The 16184-nt window shown below is 40.1% G+C and carries 19 protein-coding genes; 14 read left to right on the forward strand and 5 right to left on the reverse strand.

The features are described from left to right. Positions 1-283: 283 nt before the first annotated feature. Together TR08_RS32525 and TR08_RS32530 are read right to left on the reverse strand one after the other, a co-directional pair. Positions 284-433 carry a hypothetical protein gene (locus tag TR08_RS32525; protein WP_193747737.1) on the reverse strand — a complete coding sequence of 50 codons (150 nt, stop codon included), beginning with the start codon at positions 431-433 and terminating at the stop codon, positions 284-286. Between the two features lie 491 nt (positions 434-924). Then, positions 925-1062: a hypothetical protein gene (locus TR08_RS32530; protein WP_193747738.1), complete on the reverse strand. Its 138-nt coding sequence runs from the start codon at positions 1060-1062 to the stop codon at positions 925-927. A gap of 229 nt (positions 1063-1291) precedes the next feature. On the opposite strand from TR08_RS32530, the gene TR08_RS13180 reads away from it, so the two are divergent. The 7 genes from TR08_RS13180 (at position 1292) to TR08_RS13210 (ending at position 7797) form a co-directional block, all read left to right on the forward strand. Next, on the forward strand, positions 1292-1861 hold the full coding sequence (locus TR08_RS13180; protein WP_370576306.1) for a TetR/AcrR family transcriptional regulator: 570 nt from the start codon (positions 1292-1294) through the stop codon (positions 1859-1861). 102 nt (positions 1862-1963) lie between these two features. Continuing rightward, positions 1964-4117 carry a YhgE/Pip domain-containing protein gene (locus tag TR08_RS13185; RefSeq protein WP_045518792.1) on the forward strand — a complete coding sequence of 718 codons (2154 nt, stop codon included), beginning with the start codon at positions 1964-1966 and terminating at the stop codon, positions 4115-4117. Positions 4118-4528: 411 nt separating this feature from the next. After that, entirely contained in the window at positions 4529-5200 is a 672-nt protein-coding gene (locus TR08_RS13190) for an HAD family hydrolase (RefSeq protein WP_045518793.1), read from the forward strand. Next, the gene (locus TR08_RS13195; RefSeq protein ID WP_045518796.1) at positions 5197-5847 is read left to right on the forward strand and encodes a metallophosphoesterase family protein; all 651 of its coding nucleotides are present in this window, start codon (positions 5197-5199) and stop codon (positions 5845-5847) included. Before TR08_RS13190 ends, TR08_RS13195 begins: the two co-directional genes overlap by 4 nt. Before the next feature lie 18 nt (positions 5848-5865). Next, the gene (locus TR08_RS13200; protein WP_045518798.1) at positions 5866-6426 is read left to right on the forward strand and encodes an ATP-binding protein; all 561 of its coding nucleotides are present in this window, start codon (positions 5866-5868) and stop codon (positions 6424-6426) included. A 105-nt stretch (positions 6427-6531) separates the two neighbouring features. Beyond that, a complete protein-coding gene (locus tag TR08_RS13205) occupies positions 6532-7281 on the forward strand; it encodes an alpha/beta hydrolase family protein (protein WP_045518800.1) in 750 nt (249 codons plus the stop codon). 30 nt (positions 7282-7311) lie between these two features. Beyond that, positions 7312-7797, forward strand: coding sequence for a tetratricopeptide repeat protein (locus TR08_RS13210; protein WP_045518801.1), 486 nt, complete (start codon positions 7312-7314; stop codon positions 7795-7797). Between the two features lie 27 nt (positions 7798-7824). On the opposite strand, the gene TR08_RS13215 is transcribed toward TR08_RS13210, so the two are convergent. Continuing rightward, entirely contained in the window at positions 7825-8286 is a 462-nt protein-coding gene (locus TR08_RS13215) for a DinB family protein (protein ID WP_045518803.1), read from the reverse strand. Positions 8287-8453: 167 nt separating this feature from the next. Next, the gene (locus TR08_RS13220; RefSeq protein ID WP_045518805.1) at positions 8454-8924 is read right to left on the reverse strand and encodes a DinB family protein; all 471 of its coding nucleotides are present in this window, start codon (positions 8922-8924) and stop codon (positions 8454-8456) included. Positions 8925-9006: 82 nt separating this feature from the next. Between TR08_RS13220 and TR08_RS13225 the strand changes: the two genes are divergently transcribed. The 4 genes from TR08_RS13225 to TR08_RS13240 all read left to right on the forward strand — a co-directional run bounded on the left by TR08_RS13225 (position 9007) and on the right by TR08_RS13240 (position 13053). Continuing rightward, positions 9007-9993 (forward strand): serine hydrolase domain-containing protein, encoded by a 987-nt coding sequence (locus tag TR08_RS13225; RefSeq protein ID WP_045519047.1) that lies wholly within the window; start codon positions 9007-9009, stop codon positions 9991-9993. A gap of 67 nt (positions 9994-10060) precedes the next feature. Beyond that, on the forward strand, positions 10061-11689 hold the full coding sequence (locus tag TR08_RS13230; protein ID WP_238579131.1) for an ABC1 kinase family protein: 1629 nt from the start codon (positions 10061-10063) through the stop codon (positions 11687-11689). 16 nt (positions 11690-11705) lie between these two features. Beyond that, positions 11706-12515, forward strand: a complete 810-nt coding sequence (locus TR08_RS13235) for a class I SAM-dependent methyltransferase (protein ID WP_045519049.1) — start codon at positions 11706-11708, stop codon at positions 12513-12515. Positions 12516-12519: 4 nt separating this feature from the next. Continuing rightward, entirely contained in the window at positions 12520-13053 is a 534-nt protein-coding gene (locus tag TR08_RS13240) for a dihydrofolate reductase family protein (RefSeq protein ID WP_045518809.1), read from the forward strand. A 27-nt stretch (positions 13054-13080) separates the two neighbouring features. On the opposite strand, the gene TR08_RS13245 is transcribed toward TR08_RS13240, so the two are convergent. Then, complete coding sequence (locus TR08_RS13245; protein ID WP_045518811.1) at positions 13081-13419, reverse strand: YqzG/YhdC family protein; 339 nt, start codon at positions 13417-13419, stop codon at positions 13081-13083. Between the two features lie 120 nt (positions 13420-13539). Between TR08_RS13245 and TR08_RS13250 the strand changes: the two genes are divergently transcribed. From TR08_RS13250 to TR08_RS13260, 3 genes are all read left to right on the forward strand, one after another. Continuing rightward, the gene (locus TR08_RS13250) at positions 13540-14205 is read left to right on the forward strand and encodes an aspartate/glutamate racemase family protein (protein WP_045518813.1); all 666 of its coding nucleotides are present in this window, start codon (positions 13540-13542) and stop codon (positions 14203-14205) included. 111 nt (positions 14206-14316) lie between these two features. Next, the gene (locus TR08_RS13255; protein WP_045518814.1) at positions 14317-14934 is read left to right on the forward strand and encodes a CBO0543 family protein; all 618 of its coding nucleotides are present in this window, start codon (positions 14317-14319) and stop codon (positions 14932-14934) included. A gap of 546 nt (positions 14935-15480) precedes the next feature. Further along, positions 15481-16011, forward strand: a complete 531-nt coding sequence (locus tag TR08_RS13260) for a hypothetical protein (protein WP_045518816.1) — start codon at positions 15481-15483, stop codon at positions 16009-16011. The last annotated feature ends 173 nt before the right edge of the window (positions 16012-16184 follow it).

The following is a 16184-nucleotide window of genomic DNA, read 5'->3' on the forward strand; positions in this document are numbered from 1 at the left end:
ATTTTTCGTGTCAATCCGATCCCCAGCAGTAAAAAAAGCTTGGCGCATGCCGGGCATAGGTAATTGTCTTTGATTATATCTACGTTTCAGGTCATTTCATCGTGTAGAGATCATAGATCAAAATACCAAATGAAATCCTTTTCTAGAAAAATAATATTTACGTGCCGTTTCCGGGGATTACGTGCCGAATCTCACATTTACGTGCCAAATTTTTAATTTACGTGCCGAATGCAAAAATTCGACCACAAACAAAAAAAGTCCAGGCATTTTGCAACGCCTGGGCTTAGGTATTTTCCATTTCGGAGGTTGTGTTCAAAGGTGGATTCTGTGCCAATTGGTGTGAGACGTATTCAAACAAGTGAGTGAGGTATTTTGTAAGCTCGAAGCCTTCATCATTAGCAAATTGTGATAATAGCAATTTAGTTTCATTCATGGATTCGTTCCCCCTTAAGATTCGTTCCTACCCACATTCTTACCAATCTATCATTCTCTTATACATACAAATGGAAATATAGTTCCAAGTACCCGAGCGCTAATTATCCTGATAAACCTAAAACACCAAATTCTGTGAATGTTTTTAAAACCCCCCCAGACCCAAGGATGAAGCAGGTAATATAGAGGATGGGCAATATGAGACAAAGACATGGGTATAAATCCCCCTATGCAGCAGCGAAATGGTCAGTGGTGTTACCGGGTTTTGGCCAATTTGATAATAAGGATTACATTATTGATATTTTTTTGATTAGCTTCGAATTTCTTATTATTCTATCCTCAAACTTAAATCTAGCGCTTGTACACTCATTTAATGGCGACTTCGCCCAGGCTCACAGAGTCCCACTAACAAGGTATGTCCAAATTAAAGATTGTGTCGCGGCATGACACGCAAAAACCAGCCCCAGCAGTACTAGGACTGGAATACCTTTATTATAAATTTTCTACTGAATCTATATTTTCGGTAACCCCAGTTTCCTGTGTTTCTATATCAGAAGCGAACCTTTCCAAGCCACCTGTAGCACAAAACAAAACCAGCGCAATAAACAACGCAATTAAAACTTTTTTCATCGAAATGATCCCCCAGTTATTTCCTTTTCTCTCTACTCAATAAGACGTAAGTAAATGGTGATTTGTTCCATAAAACATTTTGACAAAATCTGCAAGATAAAAAAATTCTTAAAAAAGAAAATTTCAGTGTGTTGCTTTTTTAAAATCGATATGATATATTATTTTTCGTGCAAATGACCAAATTAGTTTTTTAGTCAGTTTTTAAGAAGTGAGGTGAGTGGATGTGGCAGTGATTGATCGTAAGAAGTTGATTATTGAGGCGGCGGCTAAGTCATTTTCTTTGTATGGATATAAGGCAACGACGATGGATCAGGTTGCAAAGTTAGCCAATGTGGGGAAGGGAACAATATATACCTTTTTCAAAACGAAGGAAGAGCTATTTGATGAAATTATCAATTCGCTTATCGCTGATATTCGATTCGAAGTGGAAAGCGCAATGGATGATTCAGCTTGGATTCTTGAAAATGTGGACAGGGTGTTAAGCCGGGTTCATGAGTTTCGTAAATCGCATCAGTTAACGATTAAATTGATTCAGGAAGAACGTGATATGGGCACGCAAACCGTTGTCGAAGCAATGCAAAGAGTAGAGCAATCAATCATCCAGTACATGAAAGCCATTATTCAAAAAGCAATTGATAAGGGTGAAATCAAAACTTGTGATCCTGAGGTCACGGCCTTTGTGATGCTGAAGATGTACTTTTCCTTGGTTAACGACTGGCAAAGGAACCATCCACCATTAAAAAAAGAAGAAATAGTTACGCTCTTTGAACTTTACTTACTTAAAGGCTTGTTAAACTAAATGAGTCTTTTATTTTTAAGAAATAATGACCATTTGAATAAAATGGTCATTATTAAAAAACAAAAATGACCATGTGAATAAAATAGTCAGGAGGTTATCAACATGAAAGGTATTAAATCAGAATTAAAAACTATCCTTTCTAATCGGAAGGTTCTCATTCCCATCATCGCCATCCTCTTTATTCCAGTTTTATATGCAGGAATGTTTTTGTGGGCGTTTTGGGATCCTTATAAATATTTAGGCGACCTGCCTGTGGCGATTGTCAATCAGGATAAGGGGGCCGAGCTCGGTGGTGTGCAGCTTGAAATTGGTGAGGACCTGGTAAAAAACTTGAAGAAAAGTAATACGTTTGATTTTGATATAGTGGATAAGAAGCAGGGCTACCAAGGCTTGGAGGATCAAAAGTATTATATCCTAGTGGAAATTCCGAGTGATTTTTCGAAAAATGCGACAACCTTGCTTGAGGATCAGCCGCAAAAGCTGCAAATCAAGTATGTGCCGAATGAAGGGGCAAACTTCCTATCTGCGCAAATTGGTGAAACCGCAATGAAGGAAATCAAAGCGGAGATTTCTAAAGAGATAGTCACAACCTACTCTGAAAGCATTTTTGAAAAAGTAACAGAAATGGGTGATGGGCTAGGCAAAGCAAGTGAGGGGGCTGACCAGCTCAACGAGGGTTCGGTAAAACTCAACGAGGGAGCAGGGCAAATCAAGGAAAACCTTGAGCTCTTAGCAAGTAATTCGATTGAATTCGAAGAAGGTGTGGATAGTGCGGCGACGGGTTCCAATGAAGTAGCAAAAGGGACAGCGGCCATCCAACAAGGGTTAAAGGAAGTAGATGAAAAGCTGCCGCAGCTGGTGACAGGCACCGAAAAAGCACAAGCGGGGGCCGAGCAGATTAAAAAAGAGTTACCAGCTGGAATCGCAGCTGAAATCAACTCCCAGTTAACAGGAAGTACTGAAAAATTAAACGAAGGTATCAATCAGTTTGAAACACAGATTAGTGCAGGATTGTCCGTACAGATTGCTGACCAAATGATCGCACAGCAAACAGCAAAGATGCAGGAGCTGGCAGCGGCGTTAATCGCTAATGGAGTTCCAGCTGACAAAGTGACAGAAATAATGGAACAACAGGATGCACCAACTAAGGAAGAAGTGCAACAGCAGGTTGCGCAGGCAATTAAACCTGGATTACACCAGGGCTTCTCGCAATTTAAAACGCAGGTAAATGGACAATTGCTTGGAGCGACTGCTGGTTTAGAATCTCAATTGAAAAAACAAACTGATCCTGTCTTTGATCAGTTAATTGGCGGAATCGGTGAAATCAATGCCAACCAGGTGAAATTACAGCAAGGAATCCACCAGCTTTATACAGGGTCAACCGCACTAAATGGGGGTGCCAACCAACTGACAGCTGGTATGGGAGAACTGTCTGCGGGTGCAGGTAAAATAACTGAAGGAACTGGTAAGCTTGCAGAAGGATCTGCTGAATTACAAGCAGGCTCAGAAAAATTGCAGGACGGAACCTCAGAATTAAATGAGAAGCTATCAGCCGGGGCTGAAGCGGCGAATAGTGTACAAGCGAATGATGACACATTTGATATGATGGGCGAACCTGTGAAAGTTGATAAAAATGAGATTAACACTGTGCCAAACTACGGTACGGGCTTTGCACCATATTTCATCTCACTTGGTCTTTTTGTTGGTGCTCTTATCATCTCAATCGTATTCGGCCTAAGAGAACCAGCCGTAAAACCAGCTTCAGCGACACAGTGGTTTTTAGGTAAGTTAGGCGTCATTACAATCATAGGTGTGTTCCAAGCACTATTAGTCGATTTTGTGTTACTCGTTGGACTTGGAATCGAAGTACAAAGCTTGCCATTGTTTATCGTGACAACAATCTTAACAAGCATGGTGTTCGTTACATTGATCCAAATGCTCGTCACAACGTTAGCGGATGTGGGCCGTTTTATCGCCATTCTCATCTTGATCATGCAATTAACCACAAGCGCTGGTACCTTCCCACTTGCGTTAATTCCAGAGGCGCTGCAGCCATTTAACGCATTCTTCCCAATGACGTACAGTGTCCAAGCGTTTAAAGCAGTGATCTCAAGCGGCGACTTTGCATTCATGTGGCAAAACAACGCCATCTTGCTAGCCTACATCGCTGGTTTCATGCTTGTCACATTTATCTACTTTACGATCTCGTTTAAACGTAAACAGGTCAGTGAGGCAATGATCGAACAGGCTGCATAATAGAAACACTGGGTTCGTGGATGCGAACCTGGTGTTTTTTTTATATTTACGTGCCGATTTTGGATTTTACGTGTCGTTTTCCAAATTTACGTGCCGAAATCCTCTTTTACGTGCCAAACCGATTTCCCCATCAACAAAATTTCAAAAAAGCCTGGCGAACGCCGGGCTCAGGTCATTGCCTTTGGTATTTTTCTAAGTTCGAGGGAGTTTTTAAGTCATTATATTTCTTTTATTTGGAATTTATAATCATGTAAAGATACCTTTTCTAGTAAAACCCCTTTTTACTCGCGAGTTTTAGTGATTTACTCGCGGATTTTTACCATTTACTCGCCAAAGTCGGCGGTTTAATCGCTAAAGCAGGACTTTCATCCCCCTAAAAAGAAGAATATAAGGATAGGGAGTGTGCTCAAAATGATTAAAGCGGTGTTATTTGATTTAGATGGAACGTTGTTAGATCGAGATGAGTCGGTAAAAGGGTTCATTCATAGCCAATATGACAGGTTGAATAATATTGTTGGCCATATTCCAAGAGAGAACTACATAAAGAGATTTATTGAATTAGATCAACGCGGATATGTGTGGAAGGATAAAGTGTATCAGCAACTGGTCATTGAATTTCAAATAACGGAAATCACTTGGGAAGAGATGCTTCAAGATTATATCGCTGAATTCAAAAATCATTGCGTTCCATTTCCTAATCTCATCCCCATGCTGGAAGAGTTGAGGAGTAGGAATCTTCGATTAGGCATGATTACAAATGGCAGAGGGCAGTTTCAGCTTGATAATATAAAGGCATTAGGGATCGAAGAGTATTTTGATCGTATTTTAATATCAGAATGGGAAGGAATAAAAAAGCCAGATCCCGATATCTTTAAGAGAGCATTGAAGCAGCTTAATGTAGCACCCCACGAGAGTATTTATGTTGGGGACCATCCTGACAATGATGTAAAAGCGGCTCAGAATGTAGGGATGATAGGAGTTTGGAAGAAAGATCCTCAATGGAACCAGATTGTAGGGGATTGTGTAGTGGAGGATCTAGCTGAATTGCCTTTATTTTTGGAGAAGGAGTACCACCAACAATGAATTATTTTGTTATCGGTGATGTACACGGTTGCTATCATACGTTTAAAAAAATGATTACGAAACATTGGAATAAAGAGAATGAAGTGCTTATTCAGTTGGGGGATATCATTGACAGAGGAAAGAATTCGCCTCAGATGGTGCAGCTGGCAAGGCAATTAAGAGAGAATTATCCTGAACAAGCGATCTTTTTAAGGGGGAATCATGAGTTTGAAATCATTGATCATTTTATGAATCACCCCAATCATAATTGGCTGAGGCAGTGCGGGGAGGAAACGCTAAGGCAGTACGAGGCAGAAGGAATAGATTGTCAGAGTGATGTTAGGTGGATGAGTGAGCTGCCGCTATTTTGGGAAAATGATCACCTGTTTGTGTGTCATGCGGGAATCGCTGAGCAAGCAGCGGATCCATTTAAGGAAGACGATGGATTTAGTGTACTTTGGAATCGAAGTCCGTTAAAGAACATTCAAAAACTGCAAATTATTGGTCATACGCCATGCGATGAGCCCATGTATGATGCGGGCAGCCATTCATGGAATATTGATACGGGTGCAGCCTATTCGGGTTTTCTAGCAGGAGTGAAAATTACGCCGAATGGAGAAATAATCGAATTTATCAAAGAAGAAACGGATGTTAGAGATAAGAGTTGAAGATTGGGGGCTTATTGAATGAAAAGGCTCGTGATAATAACAGTTGGTAAAACACATAGTGGAAAAACAACATTTGCTAGAGCCCTAGAGCAAGAGTTGTCCAACTCACTTGTGATTGACCAAGATAACCATGCTGAATTCATCAACACCTATTATAAAAAACTATTGCCGAAACAAGGGACTAATACGATAAAGTACGCGATCACTCAAACGATTGTAGATTATGCTGTGGAGCAGACTAAATTTCATCTTATTCTATGTAACTCAAATCGTATTCGCAAAGGACGTTTAGAACTACTTAAACATTTTCATGAAATGGGATTTATCAACATTCTCGTAAATTTTGATATTCCTGAACATATCCTACGAAAACGAGTCGCAGAAAGTCGCCGTAGTAAAACTATATTTAGGAGTGCTTCTTCTTTTGAGGAAGTGCTGATTAGGCAACAAGCTGAGTCTCATATAGGTGATATATTAGAACCAACAAAAGATGAGGCAGATTATTTATTTGAAATTACAAACAGTGATGAGATTCAGTCTGTTATTCATAGAATTGTCAATATTGCTCAAAGTACATAAGTAATTCGAGAAACTGGCTTAACGCCCCAAGTTAATCGAGGAATTTCTAATTTTTCCTCGAAAAAGGGATAGCTGATAATTTGTAGAGTGAGAGAGGTTTTGTTCATGAGTATTAAAATAGCATATGGGGAGCACCCGTCACAATTTGGTGTGTTGCGCAGGCCCAAGACATCGGAAAGTTGTCCAGTTGTGGTAAGTATTCATGGCGGTTTTTGGCAGTCGAAATATGGTCTTGATGAAAATGACGCGCTTGCTAAAGATTTGGCGAAGCGTGGCTATGCGACTTGGAATATAGAGTACCGTCGAATCGGCGAGGAAGGCGGAGCGTGGCCGGGCACTTTTCACGATGTGATCAGTGCAGTCAACCATCTAGACCAGCTTAAAGACAGCTATCAACTTGATCTCTCAAGAATGGTGGTTATCGGGCATTCAGCGGGAGGGCACTTGGCTCTTTTGCTGGGATCGCTTTTGAATCAAAAGGAAAGCCCATTGGTTGTTTCGATAAAAGGAATCATCAGCCTCGCGGGGGTTTCCAACCTCAACGAAATGTTGCAGATACATACTGAAAGAGCAATTACTAGTCCCGTCACAGCGTTCCTTGGCGACTCACTTGAAGAGTTACCGATTGCGTCTCCAATTGAATTGCTGCCCATGAATGTGGAGCAAGTTTTAATTCATGGTGAGTTAGACCGCCATGTTCCAGTCTCCTTGAGTGTTGGGTATCATCGGAGGGCAATAGAGCTTGGCGATAGTGTCCGTTTGGTCACACTTCCAGATGCGGAACACTTCATGGTTGTCGATCCTTCGTCCTCGGCATGGAAAGCGGTAACCGATTCACTGGAGGGATTAATTTGAAACTGCTAGACCCACTAAGGAGTGAACTCGATGCAAAATGAAGTGATAAGAGCCATTGAATTACGTCATGAAGGGAAAGAAAAGGAATCAAACGAATTACTTTTAAAAGTAGTGGAGGAGTTTCCAACGGATGCCTATGTCAACTACCAATGTGCCTGGAGCTTTGATTTATTAGGGATGGAAAAAGAAGCCATCCCCTTTTATGAAAAAGCAATTGATCTAGGGCTGTCCGGCAAGGATTTAGAGGGAGCGATGCTAGGGTTAGGGAGTTCCTGCCGGGCATTGGGAGAATATGGAAAAGCAAAAACCGTTTTTCAAAAGGGAATCGAGTTATTTCCAAACAATCTGGCGTTTCAAGTTTTCTATTCAATGGTCCTATATAATTTAAAAGTGCATGACCGTGCAATGGAGATCCTGCTTACATGCTTGATTGATACGACAACAGACGATGACATCCTACATTATAAAAAAGCGATTCATTTCTATTCTGATAAATTGAATGAAATTTGGAGTTAGCACAAGAGAGGGTGTCCTCTTTTGTGCTTAGCTCATGCATTTTTTCAGATCCAGAATGGTCTGTAAATGCATCCCTTCGTGAAAAATGGTTCGAACCAGAACATGCTCGATGGTATGCATGCCCATTTCTGTTGGCGGGAACTCTTCCTCTAGTCGGTTACCGTATTCTGCTTTGATTTGAGAAGGTTGCTCTTTTAGTAGATTCTTTAACTCCTCCATTGAAGGTGTATCAGCAGTGAAGTTAGCAGGGGAGGTCCCATAGCCAAACCAAGTGTTAAATTGTTCGGGAACACCGGTCTTTTCTTTCGTTACAGCCTGGATCCACAAATATTGGTCGAGGTAGATATGCCCGAGGTTCCAGCGAATATTATTGTTGAATCCCTTTGGAATTACTTCCGCTTCGGCCGCAGTTACATTCGCTAGTACTCCTAAAATTTCACTTCGATAGCTTTCTAATTGGGTAAAAAATACTTCATGGCGACTTTTCATCTGCATGCCTCCTTTATTCACTGCATAGTATTCGATAAAAGTGATAGGCTTCCTGCCATTTTTCCAAAAAAAATACTGACTATTAAAGTCAGTCCATGTGACGCGAGGTGCTGCCTCCCGTCTGATATAATATATTCAAGTGTGCAAGTAAGTGTTACAAGAATCTATTATTTTTGGCTCTCCCGATATGCCTCTTTCACCCGTTTAATCTGAGCAAGGTGCCCTAGGACGTGCTCGACGCGGTATTCTAGCAATTCCTTAACTGTGAATGGACCAGCGTCGGCATATACCCCCACGCGCTCCCATTGTTGTGCCGGCAGTTGCGCCAGAATAGGCAGCATGCTGGAGCGCAGCAATTTGAACAGGAGAAGATGTTGTTCGCGGTCTAGCTGTTCATACCCCAACGTATTCGCCCAGGCGTCCTGGTCAAACGAATTCAAAAGCGGAGCCTCCTCCGACAAAACCTTTTTTATCCTCTGGGTTGATACCAATTCGGAATCTGCCACATGGATGAGGATCTGATGGATGCTCCATTTGTCAGCCTCAGGCTTAAAACGAAGCTCTTCCTCAGTCAATCCTTCAATGGCTTTCCTCAGCAACTGGTATCCATGACTATACTCTTCAAGCAATTTCTCCATGTTTAACCTCCCAATTTAAATCCTAAAGGATAAAAGTAATTAAATATAGAATTAAAGAATAGTAGAAAGGTGTGTGACTACTATTTTTCAAAAACTAATATCGTACTTGGAAGAAATAAAGGAACGAAATCATAGCAGCGGGGCCGCACTCGTTATCATAAAAGACAACAAGATAGTCTTAGAGCACTATAGCGGCTATCATTCCAACACAGCTAATTCTCGGCCAGTAGATGAAAGCTCTCAATTTAATGTTGCTTCAGCAAGAAAAAGTTACTTAGGTTTAGTTATAGCTTATGCACTCTATGAAGGCAAAATTAATAGTTTGGATGACCTTGCAGCTCAATATTTTGAAAGTTTCGATCAGGAGCTGCTGGGGAAAACGACGATCAGGCATTTAGTTACCCATTCTCACGGTTTACATGAAGCTGAGGACGGAACGATTATTCGAGAGTTTGAGCCTGGCGAAGGGTGGGCGTACAAGGGAATTAACATTTTAATGATGACTGAGCTGATTAACAAGCTTTATGGTAAAAGATTTCCGGAACTCCTGGAAGAAAGAGTGTTTCGACCACTAGGATTCAAGGAAACCTTTTGGCAAACAGAACCGAATGAAAAATTGGTACAGGTCATTGATAATCCTAACGAACCTGCTTCCTATACAGTGGGGCTTACAAATGATGGAATGGAATCAAATCTGCATACCTCTGCACGTGAGTTTGCGCTTTGGGGCAATCTACATTTAAACAATGGGCAGCAGATCGTTCCAAAAGAAGTGATTCAATTGGCGACTCAAGTTCAAAATCGTCATTATAAAAATAAAGAATTGCCACAAAACGGCTTGTTCTGGTATGTCCAGGATACACCAGCTCTAAAAAGTGAATTGGGTGAAAGAGTCCCTAAAGGTTCATACCAAATACTAGGTATTACCGGGCCAACTCTATTAGTGATTCCAGAATACAATCTAGTTGTCGCCAAAATGTTCAATAAGCGATATAACTACGGAGGCAGTAATTACCTTCATTACTTAAGAGAATTTAGCAATATAGTGGCTGATACGTTTTTTCGTTGAAGAAAGAAGGGGAATTTAACAGGAAAGTCGAAATCTCATAGATAATATACAAATAATGGGAGGAGGGGTGAGGTTGAAACAGAGAAATAAGCTGATCAGAATGTCGAAGATGCTTTCGATGGCGTTTGTCATCTTTCTACAAATATATTGGTATAAAATTCGCAGAAAACCTGCATCGGAATGGGAAAAACTTTGGGGGAAAATAGGAGAACGGTATCGAAATACACTGTTTGAATTAGAAGGCTTATTGATTAAAGTAGGGCAGTTCCTCAGCACTCGTGCAGATTTGCTGCCGAAAGCATTTATCAGTCAAATCGAAGACCTTACCGATAAAGTTCCCCCTTCTGACTGGAGTGAGATTGAGAAAATACTTGAAAACCAATGGGGAAAGGCTCTCCATGAAAACTTTCTTTCCATCGAAAAAACAGCGATTGCTTCCGCCTCCATTGGAGAAGTGTATAAGGGTGTCTTGAAAGATGAAACAGAGGTCGCGATTAAAGTAAAACGCCCATATATTGATAGTATTGTCCAAACGGATTTCCGTGTGTTAGCGATTATCATTTGGTTTGCTGATCACTTCGTTCCGATACCAAAAGGGTTTATTAACTTTAAAGTTTTATTTAATGAACTAAAACAAGTAATCGAACGAGAACTTGACTATACAAAAGAACTCGATACGATCCTTTTTTTTCGAGAAAGATTTAAGGATATGGATGTTGTAAAGATACCTTCTGTTTATTCGGAACTGAGTACGTCAAATGTCCTCGTGATGGAATGGGTAGAAGGAATACGGCTCACTGATATCAAGGCAATGGAGCAGGTAGCAGTGAGTCGTGAAGAGCTGGCTCAAAGGCTGATTAAAGTTTTTCTTCCCCAATGGTTAGAGCCTGGTAGGTTCCATGCAGACCCCCATCCAGGAAACGTTCTGGTTTCACTGGATGGAAAAATCATCTTACTCGATTTTGGAATGATTGGGGAGATCAGCAAAAAGGATGCCGCTCATTTCCAAAACTTAATTGAAAGCTTTCTTTCGAAAAATTATTCCAAAGCAGTGGATTGCTTAGCGCAATTAGGATTCTTGCTCCCGGAAGCGGATTCGAGAACGATCGAAAAGCTTTTGGCCGAGTTGATCTCCTTCGAACCAGAACAATTAAAACAAATGGATCTGCTTGTCTTTAAAAAGGAAATGAACGATACGATTCAAGCCCTTCCGATTCAGGTTCCGACAAGATTTGTCTTTTTAGGTCGCTCATTCGTTACCATCGAAGGAATCATTCGCAATCTGGCTCCTGAAGCGGAACTCATGGAGCTAGGTAAACCTATTTTTATAGAGTGGCTAAACAAACAAGGCAACAATAAATGGTCCTTACTATGGCAATGGATTCAATCACAGCCAGTCTTTAAAATCATCCATTCGGTTACAGAGTTTTTAAATGCACCCCAAAGGCTAGAAGATTTAAAGGAACTGGAACAACGAAGACAATTTCAATTTATGATTTTTGAAAACAATAAAAAACATTTATTTCAGTTAACCCTGCTTGGAATCACAGGAATCGTAGCGGGGATCTATACCTCACACGCACTCATTTTGAACCTATCAGTGGGCGGCACCGGAGCCGCATTGGCAGGATACTATATTTCAAGTCTGAAACAGAAAAAATGGATGAGGTATATGCATGAAAAACGAAGAGTATAAAGAAGTTGGTGGGCGGATGAGCAGCATTATTAATTATTATAATCAGTTTGATGAATGGGGACGGCTTGATCGAGAACCAATTGAATTCCAAGTAAATTGGCACTTTATAAAAAAATACTTACCGAAAACAGGACATATACTAGATAATGGCGCAGGGCCAGGTAAATATTCAATGCAGCTGGCTAATGAAGGATATACGGTAACGCTAACGGATTTAACTCCAAGACTTGTTGAGATTGCAGAACACAAAGCACGAGTGCTTAATTTAAGTGGTCAATTTAACGGTTTTTTTAAGGCTGATGCTAGAGATTTAACGATGATTGATGATGAGCAGTTTGACGCTTCATTAATGCTCGGTCCACTGTATCACTTGCAGGAGGAAGAGGACCGAATCAGAGCAGTTAATGAGTTACATAGAGTGACGAAAAATAATGGACTGGTTTTTGTTGCGTTTATGCCCAGAATCAGGCATATGTTGACCTCACTGATGTATCCTGAAAATTGGAAGCCCAACAACAATATCGACACCATACAAGATTTTTCGCAAACAGGTTGTTTTAACCACCAAGATGAGGGACGATTCACCAATGCATATTACTTTAATATTGAAGAAATCAAACCTTTCATGGAGGCACAAGGTTTTGAAAGTGTAGAGTTAATCGGTTCTAATATAGGTTCAGTTTTAACAAAGGAGCAATGGAATTATTGGAGGGATAAAGGAGAACAAGAGTGGGGAAAAGTCATAGACTTGCTTATTGAAAAAGCAAATGACCCTTACATCCTGGGAATCTCCTCGCACATCTTATATATTGGAAGGAAAAGGTGAAAATATGAGCAATCAAAGTAAGTTAGTATTTTACGGTGCAATCAGTTTGGATGGCTACCTCGCGCGTGAAAATCATTCATTGGATTGGTTATTTGGAACGGAAGGGGAGGAGGAAACGGGCTATCAGGAATTCTATGATAGTGTGGATACGATTCTGATGGGTAGAAGTACATACGAACAAATCGCAATACTTTCACCAGAGAAATTTCCCTATGAAGGAAAGCCATGTTATGTTTTTTCTCGCACATTGACGGGCTCGAATGAACATGTAACGTTCATTAATGAGGATATTGTAGGTTTCACCCAGTCCTTGAAGGAGCAGGAGGGCAAACGGATTTGGATGGTAGGTGGAGGTGAAATTCTGCAGCCGCTACTGCAAGCAAAGCTTATCGATGAGTTTATTATCCAAATTGCTCCTGTAGTTATCGGGCGAGGAATACCAATGTTTGTGCCAGGGGACCGGGAGAATGAACTCACACTGGTCGATGTTCGACGCTATAAACAATTTGCCGAACTGCATTATGAAGTCAAACGATGAAAGCTCTCATGGACCCCTGGCAGTACACTATCTAGTCGTTTCCTGAAAAGTGACGTTAACGACTTGTTCGGTTTGATTGTTAAACTCAATATTTACAAAAACACCGAATTCTTTTTGATTTTCTTTTAACCAAAACTTAAATCTCTCGGTAGAGGTGCTTTGTCCACTCCTTCTTCCAATATGGAGATAATCCACGATTTTGGCATTCGGATACTTTGCCTTTGTCTTCTCCAATGCTACTTTACTCCACTTGGCATAGGGTGGAATAGGTTTCTGTTGGGCATGGGCTATTTGGTTTAAGTGAAATGGGTAGGAAACGTTGGAGCAAAATAACGATATTAATAAACAGATTAGAAGTTTTTTCAAGGTAAAATCCCCCTTTGTTTTATCTATTATCTTGGTGTTCAACGTAATAAATTATGTACTTGGCTACATGAATTAGTTAGTTCTATAAAAACAGAGTGGAAAAAATGGAGGTGTTTGGGGTTGAAGAGTAAAATTGGCTGCCTGCATGCACATTATTCAAATATCGACTATATCGAAAGTACACTTTCAACCTATAATGTCGAATTAACTCATTTCGTTGACCCAGGATTAATGCACCGGGTGATGACCGACCAGGAATTCACGAAGTCAGACGCAAAGGAGAAGGTGTGGAATCAAGTCGAATGGATTGCGCAATCTGGCGTGGATGCGATCCTTATTACATGTACAAACTATATTGCTTTACTGGAGCAATGTAACATAAGCGTGCCAATCATAAAGATTGATGAACCGTACTTCGAGGCTATTTGTAAAATCGAACAGCCTCAGACCATCCTGTTTACGAACCCGGATACCGTATCAGGAACGATGACTCGGCTTCAGCAATATGCAAAGCTTCAGCAGAAAACACTTGATATCGAGGTTAAGGTCATTGAGGATACCTTTGAATTAATCATGCGTGGGCAAAATGAGAAGTACAATCAAGTAGTGTCCAATTTCTTGAAGAAACTGAATCAGCAAAGAGCGGTCTCTGTTGCGCAACTGTCCATGGTTGGGGCAGCACAGCAGGTAGAGCGGGAAACTTCCCAGCCCATTATCAATCCATTGATTGCATTAGTCTCGTCTATGGTGAAGCAACTAAATCTGGCGGAAAAGGGACAGGAGTAACTTATATTCCTTTTCTAGATACGGATTCCTATAAAATTTTTTATGCCACCATTTTTTTGCTAATATTTTGGGCAACTTAAGATAGAAAATACTATCAAGGCAGGGAATTCCATGAGTGATGCTCAAAAAGAGGCTTTAAATAAGTTAATCAAAGAGCAACAAAAGGGGGCAAGCCAATGGCTCAACTATTGGCAAGAGTTTTCTGCCTTTGATACGTGGCAATTTTGGTTTCATGTGATTATGTTTGTGGCCCCGCTAATCATTCTTTATTTTGCATTGGACTGGAAAAGGGCACTCCGGCTTGGCTTTTATGGATTCAACGTACATGTTTGGTTTACATATTTTGATGATTTTGGTACGACTCAAGCACTCTGGACGTATCCTTACAAGATGATACCCTTTATCCCACACAGTGTCGGGATGGACGCATCATTGGTTCCGGTAATGTTTATCTTGGTGTACCAATGGACGATTAAACATAATAAAAATTATTACCTATATACACTGCTATTAAGTCTTTTTCTTTCATTTATTCTAAAACCTATTTTTGTCATGCATCATTTGTTCAAGTTCAACTCATGGGTTAATTACTTCCACCTGTTTCTAACCTATATCGTGATCATCGTCTTATCAAAAGTGATTACAGATTTCTTTTTGCATTTTCAAAAAATAGCACAGGATAAGGCGATCGAAGCGAAAACGACAAAGCGAAATCCTAGGAAAAGGTAATTTTGTTTACCTTCCTCACCCTGCCATCCAATCTCGAAGACCGATTTTTATAGCTGAAAAGCCAGGCGGAAGCCGGGCTCAGGTATTAAATGGTGTATAAATTTAAGGACAAAGAATACTAACTACATTGACTGCAAAAACCAATTAATCACCTGCCAACCACCACTCCTAAAAGGGAAATCTAGTAAAAATGGCCCACCCTAAGCTAGCGGCAGAATCAGTCGAATGGAGGGTAGAAGTCGAAACCGCTCGAAGTTCTACAAGTCGCCTCTGTTTACACTAATACTACCAATATCATCGTATACAAAGGTATAACCACTTCTTAAGTAATGCGAAAAAAGTAATATATACCAAGTTTTAATGGAAAAAACTCACTTTTTAGAAAATGAAAGGGGGTTCTTTTTTTGGATAAAATCGCTATATAATAAATGTATTATTATACCAGGAGACCTTATTTGAAGTGCCCGCCGTGAAAAACACCTCAGATTCCCCACTGCGCCCTCCTATTTTTTTTCAATCAAAACTTACATAACTGGAGTGAAAAGAATGAAAAAGTATTGGGCTATATCTGTCATTGCCGTGGTTGCGTTTGGAACCACTCTTTTACTAGTTTTTAGTAAGAATCATAAAGAACAAAAAGCCGTAGAATCTTCTGGAAAGAGCCTAGTGGTAGAACAGGTAACGAGTAAACCAAATCCAAAAATTGATCCACAGGCTAAAAAACAAGAAGAAATAATCGAAGAAATTAAGAGAATGTATAAACCCGAATGGGAAAAGGTGAATCAACTAGCGGATAAAAGGCTTTCTGAATTAATAAACCAGGCGGAAAAAGAGTTTAACGTAAAGAAAGAGAGAAATCAGGATGTTTCGAGATTAGAAGGAAAGTATCTCGCCATTTATAACGATTATGAACAAAGTACAAAGACCCAGATCGATAGTATTATTTCCAGTATGCAAAAAGAGGTAATCTTAAAAGATCTGAATAATAATATTGGGGATGAATACTTTGAATTGTATCGAATTCAAAAGGAAAAACGCATTGAAAAAGTGGTTAGTAAATTGAAGAAGCTTTCCTAAAACTTAGTAGGTTTGCTCTCTCGCGCATACTATGAGGGGCAATCCTTTTTTATTGTTAAAATATTGCTGTCGATAAGTTAAATATATTGTCGTAATATTCAATATTTTCATAAGATATAGAAGATTAAGCTAACTATATAGTATAGAGTTCTAAAATGGTATATAATTCCTAT

Origin of the sequence: Neobacillus niacini, assembly GCF_000759675.1 — a bacterium.
GTDB lineage: Bacteria > Bacillota > Bacilli > Bacillales > Cytobacillaceae > Neobacillus > Neobacillus niacini_A.

Bases quoted from the DNA above. Each gene is read 5' to 3' on its own strand.
- TR08_RS32525 (WP_193747737.1), bottom strand. From the start codon at position 433: ATGAATGAAACTAAATTGCTATTATCACAATTTGCTAATGATGAAGGC.
- TR08_RS32530 (WP_193747738.1), bottom strand. From the start codon at position 1,062: ATGAAAAAAGTTTTAATTGCGTTGTTTATTGCGCTGGTTTTGTTTTGT.
- TR08_RS13185 (WP_045518792.1), top strand. From the start codon at position 1,964: ATGAAAGGTATTAAATCAGAATTAAAAACTATCCTTTCTAATCGGAAG.
- TR08_RS13190 (WP_045518793.1), top strand. From the start codon at position 4,529: ATGATTAAAGCGGTGTTATTTGATTTAGATGGAACGTTGTTAGATCGA.
- TR08_RS13195 (WP_045518796.1), top strand. From the start codon at position 5,197: ATGAATTATTTTGTTATCGGTGATGTACACGGTTGCTATCATACGTTT.
- TR08_RS13200 (WP_045518798.1), top strand. From the start codon at position 5,866: ATGAAAAGGCTCGTGATAATAACAGTTGGTAAAACACATAGTGGAAAA.
- TR08_RS13205 (WP_045518800.1), top strand. From the start codon at position 6,532: ATGAGTATTAAAATAGCATATGGGGAGCACCCGTCACAATTTGGTGTG.
- TR08_RS13210 (WP_045518801.1), top strand. From the start codon at position 7,312: ATGCAAAATGAAGTGATAAGAGCCATTGAATTACGTCATGAAGGGAAA.
- TR08_RS13215 (WP_045518803.1), bottom strand. From the start codon at position 8,286: ATGAAAAGTCGCCATGAAGTATTTTTTACCCAATTAGAAAGCTATCGA.
- TR08_RS13220 (WP_045518805.1), bottom strand. From the start codon at position 8,924: ATGGAGAAATTGCTTGAAGAGTATAGTCATGGATACCAGTTGCTGAGG.
- TR08_RS13235 (WP_045519049.1), top strand. From the start codon at position 11,706: ATGAGCAGCATTATTAATTATTATAATCAGTTTGATGAATGGGGACGG.
- TR08_RS13240 (WP_045518809.1), top strand. From the start codon at position 12,520: ATGAGCAATCAAAGTAAGTTAGTATTTTACGGTGCAATCAGTTTGGAT.
- TR08_RS13255 (WP_045518814.1), top strand. From the start codon at position 14,317: ATGAGTGATGCTCAAAAAGAGGCTTTAAATAAGTTAATCAAAGAGCAA.
- TR08_RS13260 (WP_045518816.1), top strand. From the start codon at position 15,481: ATGAAAAAGTATTGGGCTATATCTGTCATTGCCGTGGTTGCGTTTGGA.